18 protein-coding genes are annotated in these 20,807 nt (G+C 45.7%); 10 read left to right on the top strand and 8 right to left on the bottom strand.

Annotated features, from left to right (window positions below):
• Positions 1-3: 3 nt before the first annotated feature.
• The gene (locus tag AB4Z08_RS01775; protein WP_441572051.1) at positions 4-2,487 is read right to left on the bottom strand and encodes an Hsp70 family protein; all 2,484 of its coding nucleotides are present in this window, start codon (positions 2,485-2,487) and stop codon (positions 4-6) included.
• 4 nt (positions 2,488-2,491) lie between these two features.
• Positions 2,492-2,815, bottom strand: a complete 324-nt coding sequence (locus tag AB4Z08_RS01770; RefSeq protein WP_441572050.1) for a hypothetical protein — start codon at positions 2,813-2,815, stop codon at positions 2,492-2,494.
• A 393-nt stretch (positions 2,816-3,208) separates the two neighbouring features.
• On the opposite strand from AB4Z08_RS01770, the gene AB4Z08_RS01765 reads away from it, so the two are divergent.
• The 3 genes from AB4Z08_RS01765 (at position 3,209) to AB4Z08_RS01755 (ending at position 7,135) form a co-directional block, all read left to right on the top strand.
• Positions 3,209-4,072, top strand: a complete 864-nt coding sequence (locus tag AB4Z08_RS01765) for a sugar phosphate isomerase/epimerase family protein (RefSeq protein WP_441572049.1) — start codon at positions 3,209-3,211, stop codon at positions 4,070-4,072.
• A 44-nt stretch (positions 4,073-4,116) separates the two neighbouring features.
• Complete coding sequence (locus tag AB4Z08_RS01760) at positions 4,117-5,481, top strand: Gfo/Idh/MocA family protein (RefSeq protein ID WP_441572048.1); 1,365 nt, start codon at positions 4,117-4,119, stop codon at positions 5,479-5,481.
• Between the two features lie 211 nt (positions 5,482-5,692).
• Positions 5,693-7,135: an arylsulfatase gene (locus AB4Z08_RS01755; protein WP_441572047.1), complete on the top strand. Its 1,443-nt coding sequence runs from the start codon at positions 5,693-5,695 to the stop codon at positions 7,133-7,135.
• A 100-nt stretch (positions 7,136-7,235) separates the two neighbouring features.
• On the opposite strand, the gene AB4Z08_RS01750 is transcribed toward AB4Z08_RS01755, so the two are convergent.
• The gene (locus AB4Z08_RS01750) at positions 7,236-8,222 is read right to left on the bottom strand and encodes an aldo/keto reductase (RefSeq protein ID WP_441572046.1); all 987 of its coding nucleotides are present in this window, start codon (positions 8,220-8,222) and stop codon (positions 7,236-7,238) included.
• Positions 8,223-8,383: 161 nt separating this feature from the next.
• Between AB4Z08_RS01750 and AB4Z08_RS01745 the strand changes: the two genes are divergently transcribed.
• From AB4Z08_RS01745 to aspD, 4 genes are all read left to right on the top strand, one after another.
• Entirely contained in the window at positions 8,384-9,295 is a 912-nt protein-coding gene (locus AB4Z08_RS01745; protein ID WP_441572045.1) for a helix-turn-helix domain-containing protein, read from the top strand.
• Between the two features lie 60 nt (positions 9,296-9,355).
• Entirely contained in the window at positions 9,356-9,784 is a 429-nt protein-coding gene (locus AB4Z08_RS01740; protein ID WP_441572044.1) for an SRPBCC family protein, read from the top strand.
• Between the two features lie 273 nt (positions 9,785-10,057).
• Complete coding sequence (locus tag AB4Z08_RS01735) at positions 10,058-11,104, top strand: type II asparaginase (RefSeq protein WP_441572043.1); 1,047 nt, start codon at positions 10,058-10,060, stop codon at positions 11,102-11,104.
• A gap of 17 nt (positions 11,105-11,121) precedes the next feature.
• The gene (gene aspD, locus AB4Z08_RS01730; RefSeq protein ID WP_441572042.1) at positions 11,122-12,765 is read left to right on the top strand and encodes an aspartate 4-decarboxylase; all 1,644 of its coding nucleotides are present in this window, start codon (positions 11,122-11,124) and stop codon (positions 12,763-12,765) included.
• 344 nt (positions 12,766-13,109) lie between these two features.
• On the opposite strand, the gene AB4Z08_RS01725 is transcribed toward aspD, so the two are convergent.
• Positions 13,110-13,853 carry a hypothetical protein gene (locus AB4Z08_RS01725; protein ID WP_441572041.1) on the bottom strand — a complete coding sequence of 248 codons (744 nt, stop codon included), beginning with the start codon at positions 13,851-13,853 and terminating at the stop codon, positions 13,110-13,112.
• Between the two features lie 236 nt (positions 13,854-14,089).
• On the opposite strand from AB4Z08_RS01725, the gene AB4Z08_RS01720 reads away from it, so the two are divergent.
• Positions 14,090-14,656: a YceI family protein gene (locus AB4Z08_RS01720; protein WP_441572040.1), complete on the top strand. Its 567-nt coding sequence runs from the start codon at positions 14,090-14,092 to the stop codon at positions 14,654-14,656.
• A 59-nt stretch (positions 14,657-14,715) separates the two neighbouring features.
• Here AB4Z08_RS01720 and AB4Z08_RS01715 read toward each other — a convergent pair whose 3' ends face one another.
• Together AB4Z08_RS01715 and AB4Z08_RS01710 are read right to left on the bottom strand one after the other, a co-directional pair.
• Complete coding sequence (locus AB4Z08_RS01715; RefSeq protein WP_441572039.1) at positions 14,716-15,147, bottom strand: GNAT family N-acetyltransferase; 432 nt, start codon at positions 15,145-15,147, stop codon at positions 14,716-14,718.
• A 41-nt stretch (positions 15,148-15,188) separates the two neighbouring features.
• Entirely contained in the window at positions 15,189-15,626 is a 438-nt protein-coding gene (locus tag AB4Z08_RS01710; RefSeq protein WP_441572038.1) for a carboxymuconolactone decarboxylase family protein, read from the bottom strand.
• Positions 15,627-15,720: 94 nt separating this feature from the next.
• Between AB4Z08_RS01710 and pdxR the strand changes: the two genes are divergently transcribed.
• Positions 15,721-17,187, top strand: a complete 1,467-nt coding sequence (pdxR, locus tag AB4Z08_RS01705) for a MocR-like pyridoxine biosynthesis transcription factor PdxR (RefSeq protein ID WP_441572037.1) — start codon at positions 15,721-15,723, stop codon at positions 17,185-17,187.
• 41 nt (positions 17,188-17,228) lie between these two features.
• Here the strand turns inward: pdxR and AB4Z08_RS01700 are convergent, their stop codons facing one another.
• A complete protein-coding gene (locus AB4Z08_RS01700) occupies positions 17,229-19,859 on the bottom strand; it encodes a putative LPS assembly protein LptD (protein WP_441572036.1) in 2,631 nt (876 codons plus the stop codon).
• An 88-nt stretch (positions 19,860-19,947) separates the two neighbouring features.
• Between AB4Z08_RS01700 and AB4Z08_RS01695 the strand changes: the two genes are divergently transcribed.
• A complete protein-coding gene (locus tag AB4Z08_RS01695) occupies positions 19,948-20,301 on the top strand; it encodes a winged helix-turn-helix transcriptional regulator (RefSeq protein WP_441572035.1) in 354 nt (117 codons plus the stop codon).
• A gap of 82 nt (positions 20,302-20,383) precedes the next feature.
• On the opposite strand, the gene AB4Z08_RS01690 is transcribed toward AB4Z08_RS01695, so the two are convergent.
• Positions 20,384-20,785, bottom strand: coding sequence for a hypothetical protein (locus AB4Z08_RS01690; RefSeq protein WP_441572034.1), 402 nt, complete (start codon positions 20,783-20,785; stop codon positions 20,384-20,386).
• Between the last annotated feature and the right edge of the window lie 22 nt (positions 20,786-20,807).

Genomic DNA, 20,807 nt, shown 5'->3' with positions numbered 1-20,807 from the left:
CGTTTACCCGATACCGGTACCTTTCAGTTGTTGATCTGTTTTCTTATCATCCGGCATCAGGTTGTGAAGCTGGTATACGGCGGCTTTCAGCTCTTCGTAATTTTGTCGCTCCAGTGCTTTTTCGCCTATTTCCATAAACCGGGCAGCCATTTGCGGGTTGGTATAATCGTTTGGTGGAATATTGGAATAGAAGTAATAGTTGTTGATCCAGGTAGATGGTTTATTACGGACAATTTCCCAGCCCAGGTTAATCAGTTCATCGGTTTTAGCTTTAATGGTATAGTAGCTTTGAGAGGAAAGATAAGTGCTTTCTTCTTTGATGATTTGCTCGAACCGGGTCAGTCGCGGTGTGTCGTTTTCCTCGCGGATATTTCGCAGACAATAGTCTTTCTGCCTGAAATAGTTCTCCGTCACTTCCACTATCTGTTGGTCTTTACCGGTACTGTCCAGTAGTTGCGCCAGTTTCCGTTTCTTTTCTTCCAGCTGGTATTTTTCATCTGTTACATCATCGGTGCTGATCGATTCCAGGCGGCCGCTGATATAGTCGAGATCTGATTGTATGTCCTGTACGGTAGCTGCCAGTTCGTACTGCTGACTGTTTTTAAAGGCCTTTAGTTTTTCTGTTGCCTGTATTCTCAGTTGCCGGATATCGTCCTGCAGTTTACCCATGTTGATTTGCCGTACCATGGGATTGAATACTTCAGAAAATTCCTGTTCATTCATCAGCAGCACTGCTTTTACAGAGAGGTCTCTGCTTTCGCTGATCTGTAAGGTAATTTCCACATCGGAGCCTTTCACGAGATCTGTCACCAGGTCGGTGCTTTTGATTTCAATCATGCCCAATGGTACACAGCTGCCTGGGATCGCGTAACGACTGCCTTCTACTACGTTGATGAGTAAACTATCCTGGCCACTGCGCAGAATGGTTTTCATCACTTCTTTGATAATTGTTTTGCGCAGGGGGAGGATGGCATTTTTTTCAAAGATGAGCTCCAGTTTGGTGGTGTTATTTTCCAGGTCATCTATTTCTATGCAGATGTCGTTGGGCAGCGGTTGTCCGTGGATATTGAATTTTCCCTGCGTGATAGCGATAACGGGTGCCTGCACCGCCACTTCGTTGTGGGCCGCATCAAATACGAGGATGTTGAAAACATTGTTGTTGTTTTCTGCCAGCAGCAGCATTTCAGAGATACGTTCCTGCAGGGGTTTGATGCCGCTGTCGTAGCCGCCGTCTGCCCGTACAATGCGATAGCTCAGTCCTGCTACGGTGCCTGTTACAATCGCAGTGAAATACTCTTCTTTGTCGGCGGTATTTTTCTGGTAAGCTGTTTTAAATTGGATATTCAGTTCACCTGCAATGGCAGGCTTGTTTTCAGGCGATTTAGGCGCCGAAGCGGATCGGGTGCCTGCATACCATGCGGCGCCCACAGCTACCGCCGTAGTGGGGTCTACACTGCAGTTTACTGCAATGCCCAGTTGCGCTGCTACCAGTTTTTTTACCAGTGGGATGTAGGTGCTGCCACCAATCATCACTACTTCCATGATATCGGCAGCTGCCAGGTTATTGCGGACCAGTATTTTTTTGACGAGGTCTACAGAGTACTGGATGCTGTCGTAGATAACGGATTCGAACTGATCCCGGGTGATGGTGAGGTATATATCTTCTTCGTTGATTTCGAATTCTATTTCAGCGGCGGTGCTGTTGGTGAGTTGTACTTTCACTTCTTCTGCTTTTTTCAGCAGGATATGATACAGGGTATTGTATTTCCCGCGGGCGCTGCGCAGCTCTGTGAGCAGATCGGGATATTGTCCCTGTTGCTGCAGTTGCGGAACCACCAGTTTTTCTATGATGGCAATATCGAAATCCACACCGCCGAGGTAGTTATCGCCTTCATGATCTGTTACGCGCATTTCGCCGTCAATGATCTTTACGAGCGCCACATCGAAGGTGCCACCACCCAGATCATACACCAGCCATTGTCCCTGCAGGCTGCCGGCATCCGTTTGTTTGTTGGCAAAAGCGAGACTCGCAGCAATGGGTTCCTGTAACAGTTGTACCTCTCTGAAGCCGGCATCATTACCTGCTTTTTTGGTGGCGTTGGATTGGATGGTATCAAAAGATGCGGGGATGGTGATGACCACCGCGTCCGGCTTTTCACCTGTATATATAAAGTTCTTGAGTTCTCTGAGCACCATGGCAGATAGTTCTACCGGTGTTTTAAAATCGCTGGTATTGGGCACAAAAAAAGATTCCGAGGTTCCCATTTTTCTTTTGAAAGAAGAAAACACATTTTCCGGATCTTTCTCTATCAGCTCCCTGGCTTTATCACCCACAATGATCCTGTCTTTCCGGAAGGCTACCACGGAAGGCAACGTTTCTTTCTGACCGAATGGATTCTTGAATATTTCTACGGTACCGTTCTGAAATTTGCCGATCAGGGAGTTGGTCGTGCCCAGATCAATGCCGAAATTAATTTGGTTGCTCATAGGTTTATTTTGCAGCAGCGATGACTACCCCTTTTTGTAAAATGGATTTTTGTCCGCCTTCGGTATAATATACGACTGGTTTGATTACATTCACAATTTCCATTTCAGGGGCCATATCGCCGGTAATACTGGCTTCGTAATCTATTCTTGTTTCATGATACGCTTCTCCCAGTGGGTTCAGAATGGTATAACCCGCTTCCTCAAAATGTTGTTTGATCCTGTCTACATTGCGTTGCAGTGATGACAGCTCCGGTTTTGCAGCGGTTTTCTTATCCAGTTCAAATACCTGGTTTATGATCCTGATGTGAAGGGTTAATAGTGGGTCCATTCGGTAAATTGTGTTGTCAGCAAATATATTGATTTGGAAGCAGAAAGCAGCATGCAGCAAGCATAAAGCTACTGATGAGAAAGATTTTCGCGGATTTTGTCTTTGTCCAGGATTATACTGATTCAGATGATTTCCCCGATTTTTACTTTTAGATAGTCAGGATTTTAAAAAATTCGGGGAGATGATAGCGGATAAGCGCAACGGGTCTTCTAAATCTTTTAAAATCATGAGAATAAAAATCGGGGAAATCATCTGAATCAGTATAATCCTGGACAAAGACAAAATCCGCAAAAATCACCCGCCAATATAATCCAGCGTAAGTATTTTGTTTTTCCGGAATTAGATATTATCTTAAAGGTGTTCCGTATTCCACATTAAACATACCCAGACGTTATGAAAACATGGTTGTTATTCATCTTTTCCATACTCTCAGGCACATTTTTGCAATCGAATGCACAAACATCGTTGCCTGCCATCGGGATCTGTACTTCTTTTTCCAACGACAGTATCGCCGCCAGCAGCGGGTTTACTTACCTGGAGGAAACTGTGCGTAAAATCCTGTCGCCCTCCCTGAGTGAGGCACAGTTCCGGGAGCAGCTGTATGCGCTGCGCAACGGTCGCTGTAAAGTACAGAGCTGTAACGTATTTGTGCCGGGGTATATTAAACTCACCGGCAACGAAGTAAATGAAGCAAGGGTGTTAGGCTATGTGGATTCTGTGATGCAACGCGCTAAAATAGCCGGGATAAAGCTCATAGTACTGGGTAGTGGAGAAGCACGTAAAATACCGGAAGGGGTGAACCGTCAGCAGGCAGTGCAGCAGTTTATTTTGCTGGGCCGCAAGATGGCCGTGATTGCTGCTAAATACGACTGCGTTTTAGCGATGGAAAACCTGAATAAAACTGAAACCAATTTTGTGAATACCCTGGCGGAAGGCTATGAGGTGGTAACGGCGATTAATCATCCTAACTTCCGGCTAACGGCAGACATCTATCATATGCTGCGGGAAAATGAGCCAGCTGTCAATATTGAAAAGGCCAAAGGACTACTGGTGCATTGCCATATTGCGGAAAAAGAAAAGAGAGCGGCGCCGGGTGTTGCAGGAGATGATTTTAAGCCTTATTTCGTTGCTATGCATAAAATAGGCTACACCGGTCATATCATGATGGAATGTCGCTGGGATGATCCAGCTAAACAGTATAAACCGGCATTTGATTACCTGCAGGGGCAACTGAAAGAAGCCTGGGGCATGAAATAGCCGGTAATAAATAACCACGTAACAAAAACAGAAAACTCCTTTATATGTCTGCATCAAAAAAAACAAGGCGGGAATTCCTGCAACAATCATTACTGGCAGGAGCCGGTATTACTATCAGCGCCATGGGCATGCCTGCCAGCAGCTATGCGCGCATCATGGGTGCCAACGACCGCGTGAACGTAGGACTGGTTGGATTTTCCGATCGTGCGAGACAGGCATTGCTGCCTTCTTTCTTCAATAACAACAAGGAACTGAATTTCGACCTGATCGCAGTATCTGATATCTGGAACAGACGCAGGGACGAAGGAAAGGCTTTTCTGCAGCAGAAAACCGGGCATAACGTACAGGCCTGTATGAATAATGATGAGTTGTATAATATCAAGGGACTGGATGCCGTATTCATTGCATCCGCCGATTTCCAGCATGCCTATCATACAATAGAAGCAGTGAAGAACAAGTGCGATGTATACAGTGAAAAGCCTTTTGCCGAAACCATGGAAGATGCGCGTAATGCGCTGAAAGCGGTGAAAGCATCCGGCCGCATCATGCAGGTGGGTACGCAGCGCCGTAGTGGCCCCAGTTATCATGCTGCTGCCAATTTCATACAACAAGGTAAGTTTGGTCCAATTACGATGGTGGAAATGACCTGGAATGTAAACCAGCCGGGTCGCTGGCGCCGTCCGGACCTGGTACAATCGATCCGCGAATCTGATACCGACTGGAAACGCTTCCTGGCAGGCCGTCCGCAGGATAGCTGGGACCCACGCAAATACCTGGAATACCGTTTGTTCTGGCCTTATTCTTCCGGTATCTTCGGTCAGTGGATGACACACCAGATAGACACCGTGCATTGGTTTAGCGGCTTGAAACACCCACGTAGCGCGGTCGCCAACGGTGGCATTTATATGTGGAAAGATGGCCGGAAAAATCCGGATACCCTCACCGCCGTTTTCGACTACGGTCCTGAAAATGATCCTGCCAGTGGATTCCAGGTAATGTACAGCAGCCGTTTTCATAACTCTGCCGGCGGCACCAAAGAAATCTATTATTCCAATGGTGGCACCATCGATATGTCTACCAACAAAATCAGCTCCACTGGTGGTCTCACAGAAAAAGAAGCACAGGAAATGGGGATGCATGCCAACCTGCTGACTGCCCAAACCCTCAGCAATGAAGATGCAGCTACTACTAGTGCCAACACAGGGGGCGATCCACTCACGAATGCGCATGTACGCAACTGGATGACGTGTGTGCGTGAACGTAAGCAACCCAATGCACCTATTGAAGCCGCTTACTCACACTCTATTGCACTGATCATGGGCAACGCCGCCTATCGTACCGGCATGAAAGCTACGTTTGATGAGGCTACCCAGGAAGTAATGGTGGGTGGTAAAGTGTTTAAGATGTAGTTCACAAACGAAAGGATAAACAGGTACCCGCAGAAAGCTGTTGATAACGATGGCTTTCTGCGGGTACCGTCATTTCAGGCATTACTTATTGCATCATAGTTTTATGCGTACAGTAGTTTTCCGCTATGGTGGCTGGTTTTGCTCTGCGGGCCTTGTTGTTGTAAATACTTCCGGAATACTTTGTATTTTGGACACCTTAGAACAACGAACTATGAACAGGAACATTCTGACCAAACTGCTACCTGCGGCGGCAGGCTTCGCACTGTTGGCGCTGCCCGTTAAAGCGCAACAAAAAGCAACGACTACTCCGAACATCGTTTTTATTCTCGCAGATGATTTAGGCTATGGCGACCTCAGTGCTTATGGTCAACAAAAGTTCAGCACCCCACATATTGATCAGCTGGCGAAGCAAGGCATGCGCTTTACCCAGTTTTATGCCGGCACTTCCGTTTGTGCGCCCTCCAGGGCGTCGCTCATTACCGGTTTACATACGGGGCATACTTTTATCCGCGGTAATAAGGAAGTACAGCCAGAAGGGCAGCAACCTATAGCCGATACCGTTATAACGATCATGGAAGTACTAAAGAAGGCAGGATACACTTCCGGCATCTTTGGCAAGTGGGGACTGGGGCCGGTAGGCTCTTCCGGTGATCCGATGAAACAGGGAACCGATCGTTTTTATGGCTACAACTGTCAGCGGCAGTCGCACCGCTACTTCCCCACACACCTCTGGGACAATGATACCAAAGTAGTGCTGCCGGAAAACGGGCAGCTGGAACACATGAGTACTTATGCACCAGATATGATCCAGGCACAGGCCCTCCGGTTCCTGGAAGAAAATAAAAGCAAACCGTTTTTTCTGTACCTGACTTATACCCTGCCACATGCAGAACTGCAGGTACCGGATGATAGTCTTTTCCGGCATTTCAAAGGTAAGTTTGCAGAAAAACCATACAAAGGCAACGACTATGGTCCTAAAGCCACCGTGCCCGGATATGCCTCCCAGGCCTATCCACACGCTACCTTTGCTACCATGATGACCCGCCTGGATAATTATGTAGGCGAGGTGATGGCACACCTGAAAGCATTGGGATTAGACAAAAATACCCTGGTGATATTCACAAGTGATAATGGCCCACATACAGAAGGTGGTGCAGATCCTGCTTTCTTTAACAGCGCTGGTGGTTTCCGCGGTGTAAAAAGAGACCTATACGAAGGTGGTATCCGTGAACCCTTCATTGCCCGCTGGCCTGGCAGAATAAAAGCAGGTAGCACCAATTCATTCCAGGGTGCTTTCTGGGACATTATGCCCACGCTGGCACAACTGACCAACGCGCCATCTATGCCCTACACTGACGGTGTATCGCTGCTACCGGCTTTAACAGGTGGCAAAGGACAACAGCAACATCCATATCTCTATTGGGAGTTTCATGAAGATGGTGGCCGTCAGGCAGTGAGACAAGGTAATTGGAAGGCGGTAAGACAACAGGCGCAACAGCATCCGGATGGAGCAGTGGAATTATATGATTTGGCTACCGATCCTGCGGAGACAAAGAACGTAGCGGCTGCACATCCCGATATTGCGGGCAAAATGGCCGGTTATATGAAAGAAGCACACGTGGAAACAGCGTTATATCCGTTTTTTAGCCGTTAGCCATTAGCTTTTAGCTATTAGCAAAATGCAGCGAAGATTAACAAATGTTAGTCTTCGCTGCATTTTGCTAATAGCTAAAAGCTAATGGCTAAAAGCTGTCTCAGCTTCTATCTACCAGCTTGTTCATACTTTCATTATACCTTTCACCTGTATTCGGATATTTCTTCAGCAGGTCTTCCAGGTTCTGAAGATCGGTAGCCGTTAAATGAACGTCTACAGCGCCGGCATTATCCAGCAGGTATTTTCTTCTTTTAGTACCGGGGATGGGGATAATGTTCTCTCCCTGTGCAAGTACCCATGCCAGTGCCAGTTGAGCGGGCGTACAATTTTTTCCGGCGGCCAGTTCAGCAAATCCGGTGGCCAGTAGCTTATTGTTTTCTGCGTGTTCACCCTGGTACCGGGGTAATTGCTTTCTGAAATCGTTATCTCCCAGTTTGGCTACATCCAGGTCGTTGATAACGAGACCACGGGCCAGCGGGCTGAAAGGGACAAATGAGATGCCCAGTTCTTTGCACACTGGTAGTATCTCTTTTTCCACATCCCGGGTAAGGAGGGAATATTCACTTTGTAACGCACTGATAGGGTGTACGGCATGCGCTTTACGGAGCGTGTTGGCAGAAGCTTCCGAAAGGCCCAGGTAGCGTACTTTACCTTCTTTTACCAACTCAGCCATCGCACCCACCATTTCTTCTACCGGCACGTTGGGATCAATGCGGTGGGCATAGTATAAATCGATTACATCCGTTTGTAGTCTTTTTAAGCTGGCTTCTACGGCCTTTCTCATATAGGCGGGAGAACCATCGAAGTTGCCGGCGCGCACGTCCGTATTCATCGAAAAGCCAAATTTGGTGGCAATGAAGATTTTATTACGGTTGGGCTTCAGCACTCTGGATACCAGCTCTTCATTCTTGCCTGCTGCATATACATCTGCGGTATCCCAGAAGTTAATACCTATTTCGAGGGCTTTTTCAAGTGTGGCAATAGATTCCACATCATCGGGTACGCCGTAGGCGTGACTCATTCCCATACAGCCCAAACCAATGGCAGACAGCTGTACGTCTGTTGTTCCTAATGTTCTGTATTCCATAAGATAATCTGCTTTTATATTTGATAATCTGATTACGCAAAGATATACCGGCGATACGGCCGGAAAATTGTATTAACAACAGGAATAGTTGTGGATTTCAAAGAAGAGGGACAAATAAAGCACTTTTTTAAAGGTAGTTATTATTCGTAATTTTAACGTGTATGACGAACCATGATAAACAATTTCAGTTAACAACACCCAACAGCGTGACCACTGTTACAGACTGGTTTTGTGATGACATCCGGCTAACACATACTGTGACGGATTACCAGAAAGCAGATCATATGCGTACCAGCAACGATACCGATGTGGTACGACTGCATTTTGGACTGAAAGGAGATTACGCTTTTTCCTATAAACAGCTGAACCGTTCCTTTGACCTCATAGGTGGTCATCACAATATTATGTACTCCAATGGATTTGAAATTGAAGTACAACCGAAAGCCGCAGAGATAGAAACTTTCGGGATACAGTTTCCCAAAGCCTTGTTCATTGAGTTTACACAAACGGGCAACGAATACCTGCAACGATTCTGTGAAAATGTGATGGCAGGAAAAGAAGCCCTGCTCTCAGAAAACTGGGGCCCTATTGATGCCGCCACACAACAGGTAATAGGGCAGATCATGAATTGCCGCTTTACAGGGCAACTGAAGAAATTATTCCTGTTATCAAAAAGTATTGAATTACTGGTACTATCTGCGGAAGCATATAATTACGCGGCAGGTAAAAAGGACGTTTTTATAAAAAATAAAACGGACAAGGAAAAAATAATTGCTGTCAGAGATCTCATCAACGAACGCCTGAATGATCCGCCTGGCCTCACGGAAATCGCACAACTGGTAGGGCTGAACGAATACAAGTTAAAACGCGGGTTTAAAGAAACCTTTAATGCCACTGTGTTTGAATATTTAACCGGGCAGCGGTTACAATTGGCTAATCAGTACTTACTGGATACAGAGAAAACATCAGCGGAAATAGCATATGAACTGGGGTATTCGACACCTCAGCATTTTAATAATGCTTTTAAAAAGAAATTCGGAGTTACCCCCAATTCGGTTAGAATTAATCCGTAAAATGCAATCCGCTCCCTTAGCAACCGCCTAATATTGTAGTACAATTTAAAACACTTTATTATGGACAAGCAATTGACAATAACGGAATCTATCAGTATTAATGCTCCCGCTTCCAAAGTGTGGACTGCTATCACGGATAAAGCAAAGATTAAAAGTTATTTTTTCGGAACAGAGGTGGACAGCGACTGGAAAAAAGGTAGCCCGGTGATCTGGTCCGGTGAATGGGAAGGAAAACATTATGAAGAAAAAGGAGAAGTGTTGGATGTAGAGAAAGGGAAGTTATTATCGTACAGTTATCTGAGCACCGGTAGGGAAGACGTACCGGAGAATTATTCGACGATTGTTTATCGCCTGGAAGACAAGGGAAGTGATCATACCCGGTTTTCTATTACCCAGTCGAACTTTGCCAACCAGGAAGCCTGTGATCATTCAAAGGAAAACTGGAAAACAGTGTTGACCGGCCTGAAGAAAGTAGCAGAGGGCGTTTGACTTTTGTTTTTGGACAGGATTAGACTGGTGTAGATTAGATGACTACCTGATTTTATTTTATAGGATTTAAAAAGATTTGGGGAGATGTAAGCGAATATATCCGCTTATGTCTCCCCAAATCTTTTTTATCAAAAGTAAAAACCGGGCATCATCTGCATCAGTCTAATCCTGTCCAAAGACAAAAACTCGCACGCGAACAATAATGGGGCTTCTGGTGTTCTATTATCCTGACAATTCCTACCAAACAATCTAAAGGTATTAAAAGCAATACATATGAGAACCTTATGTACTTTGATCGTAGTATTATTTGTTTGTGTTACCTCCTTTGCCCAGAAACCACGTATCATCATTCTGGCTACAGGAGGTACTATTGCCGGAGAAGGAGCCTCCGCCGACAGGGCGGCTTATACAGCCGGCAAGGTACCTATCGAATCGTTACTGAAGGCTGTTCCGGGTATTGAAAATATTGCGACTATTACCGGTGAACAGATTGCTAATGTGGGTAGTCAGGATATGACGATCGCGATCTGGCAAAAGCTAAACAGGCGTATCAACGAGATATTTGCCCATGATGAAGCAGAAGGGATTGTGATTACACATGGTACCGATACCCAGGAAGAAACTGCCTATTTTCTGAACCTGACCGTACGCAGTGATAAGCCGGTAGTCCTCACCGGGTCTATGCGTCCCTCCACTGCCATCAGTGCAGATGGTCCTAAAAATTTATATGATGCCGTTACTGTAGCCGCAAATACCAAATCCAATGGACGCGGCGTAATGGTGGTTTTCAATGAAAGCATTTTTGATGGCCGGGATGTATCCAAAGGAAGTACTACTAAGGTAGATGCTTTCCGTTCTCCCAACCTGGGGCCTATAGGACAGGTATATGACGGTAAAGTGATTTACTACATGAGCCCTATGCGCAAGTCGGACAAAGAAACCCCGTTTAATATTACCGGAGATAAAACGTTGCCTAAAGTAGGGATCGCATATATGTATGCAGATGCCGAACCGGTGGCCATCGACAACTTCGTAAAAGAAGGGTATAAAGGTATCGTGATTGCGGGTGTGGGCAATGGTAATTTCAACAAAGCTTTTTATGATGCCATCGCGGCGGCGGTGAAAAAAGGACTTGTAGTGGTAAGGTCCAGTCATGTGGGCTCCGGCAGGGTAACGCAATATGATGAAGTTGATGATAAAACACTGGGTACTATTGTCAGCGATGACCTGAACCCTCAGAAAGCAAGGATACTGTTAATGCTGGGACTTACACAAACCACCAACAAAGACATTTTGCAGAGTTATTTCTTTAAATATTGATCCTCCAAACATAAGCTATGGCGCTGTCTTACATTAAAACCACGGTAGCAGAGCAACGTGCGTTACAAAAACTAAGTCCGTTTGAACTGAAGGATACCCTCATTTCATTGGCGAAAAGTAAAGCAGAAAAAAGTACGGAGATAATGCTGAATGCAGGTCGTGGTAACCCTAACTGGGTAGCTACCATACCAAGGGAAGCTTATTTCCTGCTGGGACAATTTGGTATCGCAGAATGCCGGCGTAATATGGCAGACAACCACGGCTTTGCCGGCGTTCCGGAAAAGAGTGGTATCGGCGACCGCTTCAAATCTTTCCTGGCCCTGCATAAAAGCATGCCTGGCGCCAGCCTGCTGCAACAAGCATACCTGTACGGTATTCAGCAACATAATTTCGGAGAAGATGACTTTGTTTTTGAACTGGCAGAAAGTATTATCGGCAACGAATACCCGGTGCCAGGCCGTATGTTAGCCCACATGGAGCCAATTGTACATGATTATATTGTACAGGAAATGTGTGGAGGACAGGCGATCAAAGGAAAATTTGATCTGTTTGCGGTAGAAGGCGGCACTGCCGCCATGTGTTACATCTTCGATTCGCTGATGCAGAATAAACTACTGAAACAGGGTTCCCGCATCGCTTTGATGGTACCCACATTTACGCCTTACCTCGAAATTCCCGAGCTGGAACGTTATCAGTTTGAAGTCGTATATATTAACGCTATCGGCCAAACGAAAGAAGGCAGACATACCTGGCAGTATCCGGACGAAGAATTGAAGAAACTGAAAGATCCGGAAATTAAAGTATTGTTTACCGTGAACCCCAGTAATCCTCCTTCCAGGGCCATAGACCCTGCTATCATGGATAAGCTGGCAGCTATTGTGAAGAAAGATAATCCCAATCTGATGATTGTTACGGATGATGTATACGGTACTTTCGTCAACGGATTTCATTCTCTCTTATCAAAAATTCCATTTAACACGATCTGCGTATATTCGTTCTCGAAATACTTTGGTTGTACCGGTTGGCGTTTAGGCGTGATCGCTATACATGAGCATAATGTATACGATAAGCTGATCAGTGAATTACCCGCCACGGCAAAGAAAGGGTTGGCCAAGCGCTATAACACTACCACCCTGCATCCGGAGCAGATGAAGTTCATTGACCGCATGGTAGCTGATAGCCGGCAGGTAGCATTGAATCATACCGCCGGATTATCCTTACCGCAGCAAACACAAATGACGTTATTCAGCCTGTTTGCTTTGTTGGATAAGGAAAATAATTACAAAAAGATTGCGCAGGAACTGGTACACAAACGCCTGAAACTATTATGGGATAAAATAGAACTGGAGCAACTGGATGATCCATTGAATACAGGCTACTATTCTGAAATAGATATTGCTTCCTGGGCGAGTAAAATTTATGGAGATGATTTCTCCAAATGGCTGCAAAAGAAAATGCAGCCTACGGATATCCTTTTCAGGCTCGCGGAAAAAACGGCTATTGTATTACTCAATGGTGGCGGATTTGGTGGCCCTGAATGGTCGGTCCGGGTATCGTTGGCCAATTTGCCTACAGATGCTTATACACTGATAGGTGAAAACCTGACAGAAATTATGCACGAATATGTGAGCGCCTATAAAGAAGAAACAGGCAAAAAGTAGCTTTTTTATAATGATAGATGTACAGCGGGTAACCATGCAAGGGTGGCCCGCTGTTTTTGTAAGTACCCGCAAACATGTATTGTCATTACGGTGACGCCGTATAGTCTATGCTTAGCACCAGCTATGCACCTATAGAAGCACTGCAGGAGAGGTGGACTTGATGTGGGGATGACTTCCGGATGTATAATCCCAATGAAATTGCATCAGCAAATGGATGGAGATCAGCATTGGCCATAGCAGGGCTGCTTCCCTACAAGGGGGAGCTGCGGAAAGAGATGTACTATTGAAAGAAAGCAGGTATAAAGCGTGTATTCATCAAAATATCTCCAGGTGGCAAGATTGCTTTATTCCAGTTGAATAATAGTTGAATATGCGCGTGTATAGGTAAGGTTAGGAAGCAATCCTGTCCGCTTTGGATAGATACGTTTTTTAGCACATTGGGGTACCTGTGGCGCTGCCACCGCGATGATATCCGCGGCCATGTATTGTCTGTTGCGGGATAGGCCGTCTTTGTACATCGCTCTTACCTGGAAAACCACTACCAGTGAACCTTCCCCGGGTACATCCAGCGAAACATTTGTTTCCTGGAAAGTGGTATCGGGATCTATCATGAGTGCAATAGTTTCGCTACCCGCCACCTGACGTGATCTAAAATTAATACGCGTTGCGATCACTTTTACTTCCAGCGCAGTAATACCTTTATGCCCGACGATGGTTTGTGCGGGGATATTTAATATTCCGTTACTGTACAACCGCGGAGCCACCGCAAAAAAACGATCTACCCCGGTATGCTGATTGAAGCGGAAGCCTGTTAGGGTCGCATGATGATCACCGGCAGCAATGAGCAGCCTGTTCAGCCGATTGATGTGGGCGCCGTCACAGTGGATATCCAGGTGGGGGTAAATAGTATGACGGATAAAAGCGCCTTTCCTGCTGGCGATGCCAAAGCGCCTGGATGCGCGGCGGGTAGCAGTGGTTTGCCGTACGCTTTCAGGCATGCTACGCAGGAAGTAGTGGCCGTTGCGCTTATACCCTATGAGGGTACCAAGTTTTCCCGTAAAAGGAATGACAGACATTTGTTTTGCCATCTGAGATTATTTTGATAATATAAAAATAACCTAAATATTGAATATTGTCTAATATTTGTGTGTATTATTAGATAGTATTCAGATGTTGTGTTTTTTAATTTGACAATAACAAATTATAATATATTGGCATTTAGAGAATATTGAAAAAAGGTATTCCCTGTTTTCAACCTGATTCAGGACTTTCCAAACGTGGTACGCGATTTGGCGGAATCATTGTAAACAGACAACTTTGTATCATGAAAGCTCCTGTATCCAAACTCCGTCTTTTGCTATTTTCGTTGTTGATATTATGTGGTACCACATTACAGGCGCAACAATATACCGCTACCGATGAAGGGGCCACCGTTAAGTTTACGATCATCAATCACCTTGTTTTCACCAGTACGGTGAATGGCTATTTCAAAGGATTGAAAGGGAATATCCGTTTTGATCCGCATGATCTGAAGTCGGCGGTGATAGATGCCACCGTAGCCGTTAATACCATCAGTACCGGTATTGGCAAACGTGACAGGGATTTGCTGGAAGAGAAATATTTTAATGCAGGAAAATACCCGGTGATGCGGCTGCTTTCCACTTCTGTGGCGGCTACCGATAAGCCCAATACCTACCAGTTCACTGGTGCGCTAACAATTAAGGGGGTGACCAAAACGATCTCCTTCCCCTTTACGGCCGTGGTCGCGGCCAACAGCTGCCAGCTGAACGGGCAGTTTGTTATTAAGCGCAAAGATTTTGGTGTAGGACCTGATAACGCAATTGATGATAAATTAACCGTGGTATTGAAGGTACTCGCTAAAAAACAGTAACGACTATACGATATCGGCCCGTTGATATCGTATAGCCCGTATGCCGCTACTGACCTTGTTTACAAGGATTGTGAAAAATGATGGGCGGAAATATGGAATCCCTGTCGGTGATAGACCCGGTGTGCCGGGTGCAACGAATGACCGGAATCCAGCTGCACAGAGCGCAGCCCTTCAGCTTTCGCCAATGCTTTAATATGATCCAGCAGCAATCCTGCATAGCCTCTTCCCTGATACGCGGGCAAACAGGCCAGATCATCTATATAAATCACCTTACCACTATGTAATTTGTTCATATGCCGGAAGCCCGCAAACGCCACGGCTTTGGAAGGATCTTCGTCTGCTGTGATATATATTATCTGGTAGTCTTCCTGCTGCATTTCCTTTATCTGCGCCAGCAGATTTTCCTTTTGTAAATGTGGGCGCAAAAAAAGGATCACTTCTGTACATGCCTGGAAATCGGCGTCAATATTGGCTTTTTGAATAGGAGGCATATGAAGAATTTCAAATTACGAATTACGGATTGGTGGAAATTTTATTTACCTGGTATGCGGCGTGTGGATATACCGATACGGTCCCAGGCGTTAATAACATTAACGGCCATGATCAGCTCGGCCGTACCTTTTATGCCGAAATGCTGTACCGCCTTTTGATAGGTAGCATCTGTCAGTCCCTGCTGAGTGATGAAGGTGACCTCTTCAGTGATGGCCAGGATGATTTTTTCTTCTTCGCTGAATTGTGGTGCTTCACGCCATGCGTTGAGGAGGTATAAGCGCTGCTCTGTTTCTCCCATTTTGCGGGCATCTTCTGTATGTTTATTGATGCAATAGGCACAGCCATTGAGTTGTGATGCTCTTACCCTGATTAATTCGTGGTGGAGGGGTGAAATGCTGGTGGAAGACAGGTAGCTTTCCAGTCCCAGCATCGCTTTGAACGCAGCCGGATCTACTTCTTTCATTATAAAACGTTCCATCATCATGCTTCTTTTTAACTTAAAAATTATGCAACAAAATTACTTTGTACTGGAGTATCTTAGTAGTCCACTTAACAATTGATGAGTAGTCCAGATGCTTCCATTTAAAACGCTTATAGAAACAGATAAATCGCTGAAGCTGCCGGTGTATCAACAAATCGCCAACCGGTTGATAGGGCTGATCCAGGAAGGTATCCTGAAGCCGGGCCTGTTCCTGCCCGGCAGCCGGATATTGGCGGAGCAGCTGGCGTTACATCGTAAAACCGTGATCGCCGCATACGAAGAGCTGATCAGCCAGGACTGGCTGGTAGCAGTGCCCCGAAAAGGGGTGATGGTCGCCGCCAATTTACCGGTGATCCGGCCCCGTAGTTTCCGGAAAACGGTATCACCTTATGGTAGTGAAGCAGCATTTGCATTTCATGCAGTGCCTACAGTGCCGGTGCCTTTACCGCCTCCCACTACCGGCAATCCATTGGTAGTTAATGATGGATTCCCGGATGCCCGCCTGGCCCCACTCAGTGCCTGGGTACGGGAATGCCGCTCCGTTATAGAAAGCCCCCGTTACTACAAACTCCTGATGTATGGCGATGCTACCGGCAGCGAAGCATTGCGCCGGGAAATGCAAACCTATCTTACCAATACACGTGGACTCAGCATCACCATCGACAATGTGATGATTACGCGGGGCGCACAAATGGCCATTTACCTGGCTGCCGCCATGATCATCAAAAAAGATGATTATGTAATTGTTGGCAGTCCGAATTATTTTTTCGCCGACCTGTGTTTTGAGCAGCTGGGCGCCCGGTTAATACATGTGCCGGTAGATGAAGATGGTATTGATGTAGCTGCCATTGAACAATTATGCAGCAGCAGAAAAATAAAGATGCTATACCTGGTTACACATCATCATCATCCTACTACTGTTACGCTGAGTGCTGCCCGCAGAATGAAGCTGCTGGAGGTGATACGGAAATATAAATTACCTGTTATAGAAGATGATTATGACTATGATTTTCACTATAGCTCTGCGCCCATTTTGCCTTTGGCCAGTGCAGATCATGGAGGGAATGTGATTTATATCGGCTCTTTTACCAAATCATTGGGCTTATCTATCCGCATCGGCTTCATGATTGCACCAGTTGATTTTATTGCGGGATCAGCGTCCCTGCGCCGCCTGATGGACTTGCGCGGAGATAACCTTACGGAACAGGCACTGGCCAATCTGCTGGCAGATGGTACCATAGAAAGACACCTGAAAAAGTCCAATAAAATATACCGGGAGCGGCGCGACCTGCTTTGCGGGCTATTACAATCGCGCCTGGGAGATGCCGTACAGTTTACCGTGCCTGCCGGTGGTATGGCCATCTGGTTGCGCTTCTCCAAAAAAATATCCCTGAAAAAATTATCAGAAAAAGCAAGCAGAATGGGAATGCGGATTACTTCCGGTGAACAATACCATTACGGTACTACATCGCAGAATGGGATTCGGTTTGGTTTTGCATCGCTTAATAATAAAGAGATAGCAGAAGCGGTTGCGATACTGGAGAAGCTTGTTAAGTAATGGGTTTGTTGTTATCATGGATAAAGACAAAAGACCGCGCATCACAAATCATAAAACTGTTTCGTTCGGTTGATCCGCAAATCCCTTAACAGACCGGCTTTGGCACTGATGGTGAAACTAAACTGCCGGTAGGTGCCAAATGGAATCAGGTTAATGGATAAATTGAAATCATGCAGGTCGCGCGAGATATACATATTCGTATAGGCAATCTGCATATTGGTGAAATCAAATCCACTATTCAACCCTATCTTCCATTTCGGCGTAAGACTAAAATCGCCGTTGAAACTAACGTATTGGGTGATACGTTTTACCACGCCACCGGAATCAGGAATGATGGTATTGGTATAAGATAGGCTATACGAAAGATCTATACGCCACGGAATATCGAAATCTACATACTCACCCGGGTTGGAGCGTACCATGGCCAGCTGCCGCTGTTGCGCGGCAAAGGCTGCATCTCCGTTTTGTACATTCGTGATAGAATCTATTTTCTGTTCTTTGGCCCGACTCTTTTTATCTTTCGACTGGAACGATGTACTCATGGAAATACTGGCGTTGGTTAAACGCCCCAGGCTGATTTTACCCTGTTGCCATACGTATTTATCAATACGACGGCCACGGGCATCTGTCTGGTATGGATCAATATTACCGCTGGCAGAGATATTCAGCTTGTCGAACAAATTGGTACGTGCATATAAACTGAAAGTGGAAAGTTTGAAGGAATCTGCTACCAGGTTATAGCTGCCGTTGATCCCAAAACCATCCAGCAGCTTTATTTTTCGTTCATGGTTACCCGTAGTATCTTTTTTGGAATACACTTTCATCTCCAGGTTGTTGTCCAACCCGAAGTTCAGGCCACCAAAAGAGCCAGGAGAAGGCACGCCGATAATGGCGCCGTCATATACGGATACCATGGTTTTGTCGCCAGCCTTGTTGTATTGCAGTTCCTTATAAAGATTGGGATTCAGGTCCGGCCGGTAGCTGGCGCTCAGGGTAGGGCGCATCACATGACGGATCGCTTTTATTTTGGAATTCTTATTGAACGTGTACATGCCATACATGGCGGTAGACAACGACATGCTGGCACTAACATCGCGGGCAGTGAAAAAACCGGCTTCATAACTGGTGTCAATAGCCCCATTTGTTTGCAGTCCCGGATTATATTTATCATCTTTCCATTTACGGATAAACTTCTTCGTATACCAGTATTCGGTATAGTTTATACCCGGAGATAAGGTAAATGTTTTAAACACCGGTATTGAAAAAGAGATAGGGATGTTATGCTGCATACCTGTTTGCATCGCATCAAACATGGCCTGTTTACCAAACAGCGAATCTTTGAAGTTGGCCTGGTTACGCAAAACGGTATTATAGGAAATGCCTATTTTTTCGTACCATTTTGGGCTGCCCACCATTTCTTTCCGTTGGAAAGGATAGATAGTATTGATGGTGAAGGTACCATCCGGGAAGGAAACGGATACATCGCGGGTACTGAGGTTTTGTGAATGATTCAACCCCAGTGTCAGGTTATAAGGTTTCCCTATCCAGGTTTTGGAGAAGGTAATAGAGGATCCGATATTATTATTTACACGGGTATTATAATCATACACGTTGTATTTATTATAGGAGGAGGTACCGAAGTTGACGGCTGCTCCGAAGTTAACGCCGGGACGGGCTTTGCTGTCCATGCTGTGGTTCCAGGTTACCCGGAAATCTTTAGAGGTACTGAATTCTGATGTTACTTTAGGATCGCCGAAGCGGGTATTGGCAAAGCTGAGGTTCAATCCTCCGTTGTATTTGTATCTTTTGCGGTAAGTGGGGCTGGCAGTGAGGCTCCAGCTACCATAGGAATATATATCGCCGCGCATGGTGAGGTCGAAGTGTTCACCCAGGCCCAGGTAGTAGCCACCGTTTTCAAGTCCTATTCCTTTTTGTTGATTGACTACGTATTGCGGTGGCAGTATTCCTGACCGTTGTCCCTGTGTGAGCGGGAAAATGGCGAAGGGAATAAACAGGGGAGTAGGGATGCCTTCAATTTCCAGGTTAGCCGGACCGGAAATCACCAGTTTGTCGGGGATGACTTTTATTTTGCGGGCGCGGAACTGAAAATGTGGCGTGTCCAGGTCGCAGGTAGTAAAAGTGTTTTTAAAGCCGAAAATGGTGTTGTCGGGCATTCGTTTCGACTGCTGGCTGCCTATATATGCTTCTCCGTATACGGAGCGGGTATGATAAATTTTTGCTTTGCGTGTGTTGATATTAAACAGCATGGTATCAGAGTCAAAGCTCTGACCGTTGTCTGTCATCACTGGTCTGCCATAGGCTTTACCGGCGGTATCCATCATTTTAGTCGCTTCTACCATGCCTGTTTCCTGGTCTACGGCTATGCGTTCCGCCGTGATGCCTGTTTCTTTATATTTGGTGTCGGCATTGCCGTACAGGAGTATACGCTTTTTGGGTATCTGCATCACGATAGAGTCCTTGGCTTTGTAGTGGATAGGAGCATCCATCGAGTCTTTGGACAGGCGTATGGGGACGGTATCAATGTGCATAGAATCAGCTGGAATGCTGTCGGTAGCATTCCCAATGTTAGCATAAGCATGATGTGGATTACCGGAGGCCATCAAAATAAAGGCAATCAGTAATCCTGAAAGAAGCTGGCAAATGAATTTCATGTATGTTGCGGATCGCGTCCGATCAGCGAAAATAATACCGGAATATGTATGTTTGTCTTGTGGAATCAGTTACAAAAAGGATACTGTTATGGAGCATTTAGATGAAAAAGCTTGTAAATCCGCTGGTATGGCGGTTCGGGATACGCTGGAAGTCATCAATGGTAAATGGAAGCTGCTCATACTTTTAACATTATATAAAGGAGGTAAGCGCCGTTTCCGGGAGTTGGTGAAAGAAATTAACATTTCTCCGCGGGTGCTTTCGAAAGAATTGCAGGAGTTGGAAAGGAATAAACTGATCAGTCGTACGGTATGTGACACCCGGCCGGTCACGGTAGAATATGAGTTGACGCTGTATTGCAAAACCTTGTCTGGTGTGATTACCGCGATGAAAGAGTGGGGGGAGCAGCACCGGGTGGAGATATTTGGGAAGAAAGCGGAGTAGTGACCGTCAGTTACCTAATGTTATAAAAGAAGAAAGCTATGACTGCAACACGTTGCGGCCATAGCTTCTTTTTTTAGCGCTCTTAATAAAATAGGATGTTCAGGAAATTTCTTTTATCACCCGGTGCTGGTTTACTGGCCAGGAACGTACTCATTTGTGAGGAACTGAGTACCCCACTGAGGTTTGTTTTAAAGGTGTTGAATAATGCCGGTTGTTGCTGCTGATAACTTGTTGGATCTTTCCTGGTTGCTAATGCCAGGGTTCTTTTCGCATTCAGGTAGTCTGCTATGATTTTGTTTACCTGGGGTTTTTGTGTATCCGACACCGTTATCTTTTGTAGGAAGATGTGGGTGAAGTCAATTTTGGAAACGGCTTTTACCCGATCTGCTTTTATGATATCCACCGCGCGGGGGTTACTTTGTTGTGCATATATATGATGAGCACCGAGCAGGGTAATAACGGCTATTAATAATATCTTTTTCATTTGCTGTTATTTTGAATTAAAA

Source organism: Chitinophaga sp. RAB17 (assembly GCF_052114225.1).
GTDB lineage: Bacteria > Bacteroidota > Bacteroidia > Chitinophagales > Chitinophagaceae > Chitinophaga.
The sequence above is the reverse complement of the archived record's forward strand: the minus strand, read 5'-3'. Positions and strand labels throughout refer to the sequence as shown.

What these genes read in the sequence shown, in the direction of transcription:
- AB4Z08_RS01775 (WP_441572051.1), bottom strand. Translation starts at nt 2,487, where the DNA reads ATGAGCAACCAAATTAATTTCGGCATTGATCTGGGCACGACCAACTCC.
- AB4Z08_RS01770 (WP_441572050.1), bottom strand. Translation starts at nt 2,815, where the DNA reads ATGGACCCACTATTAACCCTTCACATCAGGATCATAAACCAGGTATTT.
- AB4Z08_RS01765 (WP_441572049.1), top strand. Translation starts at nt 3,209, where the DNA reads ATGAAAACATGGTTGTTATTCATCTTTTCCATACTCTCAGGCACATTT.
- AB4Z08_RS01760 (WP_441572048.1), top strand. Translation starts at nt 4,117, where the DNA reads ATGTCTGCATCAAAAAAAACAAGGCGGGAATTCCTGCAACAATCATTA.
- AB4Z08_RS01755 (WP_441572047.1), top strand. Translation starts at nt 5,693, where the DNA reads ATGAACAGGAACATTCTGACCAAACTGCTACCTGCGGCGGCAGGCTTC.
- AB4Z08_RS01750 (WP_441572046.1), bottom strand. Translation starts at nt 8,222, where the DNA reads ATGGAATACAGAACATTAGGAACAACAGACGTACAGCTGTCTGCCATT.
- AB4Z08_RS01745 (WP_441572045.1), top strand. Translation starts at nt 8,384, where the DNA reads ATGACGAACCATGATAAACAATTTCAGTTAACAACACCCAACAGCGTG.
- AB4Z08_RS01740 (WP_441572044.1), top strand. Translation starts at nt 9,356, where the DNA reads ATGGACAAGCAATTGACAATAACGGAATCTATCAGTATTAATGCTCCC.
- AB4Z08_RS01735 (WP_441572043.1), top strand. Translation starts at nt 10,058, where the DNA reads ATGAGAACCTTATGTACTTTGATCGTAGTATTATTTGTTTGTGTTACC.
- aspD (WP_441572042.1), top strand. Translation starts at nt 11,122, where the DNA reads ATGGCGCTGTCTTACATTAAAACCACGGTAGCAGAGCAACGTGCGTTA.
- AB4Z08_RS01725 (WP_441572041.1), bottom strand. Translation starts at nt 13,853, where the DNA reads ATGGCAAAACAAATGTCTGTCATTCCTTTTACGGGAAAACTTGGTACC.
- AB4Z08_RS01720 (WP_441572040.1), top strand. Translation starts at nt 14,090, where the DNA reads ATGAAAGCTCCTGTATCCAAACTCCGTCTTTTGCTATTTTCGTTGTTG.
- AB4Z08_RS01715 (WP_441572039.1), bottom strand. Translation starts at nt 15,147, where the DNA reads ATGCCTCCTATTCAAAAAGCCAATATTGACGCCGATTTCCAGGCATGT.
- AB4Z08_RS01710 (WP_441572038.1), bottom strand. Translation starts at nt 15,626, where the DNA reads ATGGAACGTTTTATAATGAAAGAAGTAGATCCGGCTGCGTTCAAAGCG.
- pdxR (WP_441572037.1), top strand. Translation starts at nt 15,721, where the DNA reads ATGCTTCCATTTAAAACGCTTATAGAAACAGATAAATCGCTGAAGCTG.
- AB4Z08_RS01700 (WP_441572036.1), bottom strand. Translation starts at nt 19,859, where the DNA reads ATGAAATTCATTTGCCAGCTTCTTTCAGGATTACTGATTGCCTTTATT.
- AB4Z08_RS01695 (WP_441572035.1), top strand. Translation starts at nt 19,948, where the DNA reads ATGGAGCATTTAGATGAAAAAGCTTGTAAATCCGCTGGTATGGCGGTT.
- AB4Z08_RS01690 (WP_441572034.1), bottom strand. Translation starts at nt 20,785, where the DNA reads ATGAAAAAGATATTATTAATAGCCGTTATTACCCTGCTCGGTGCTCAT.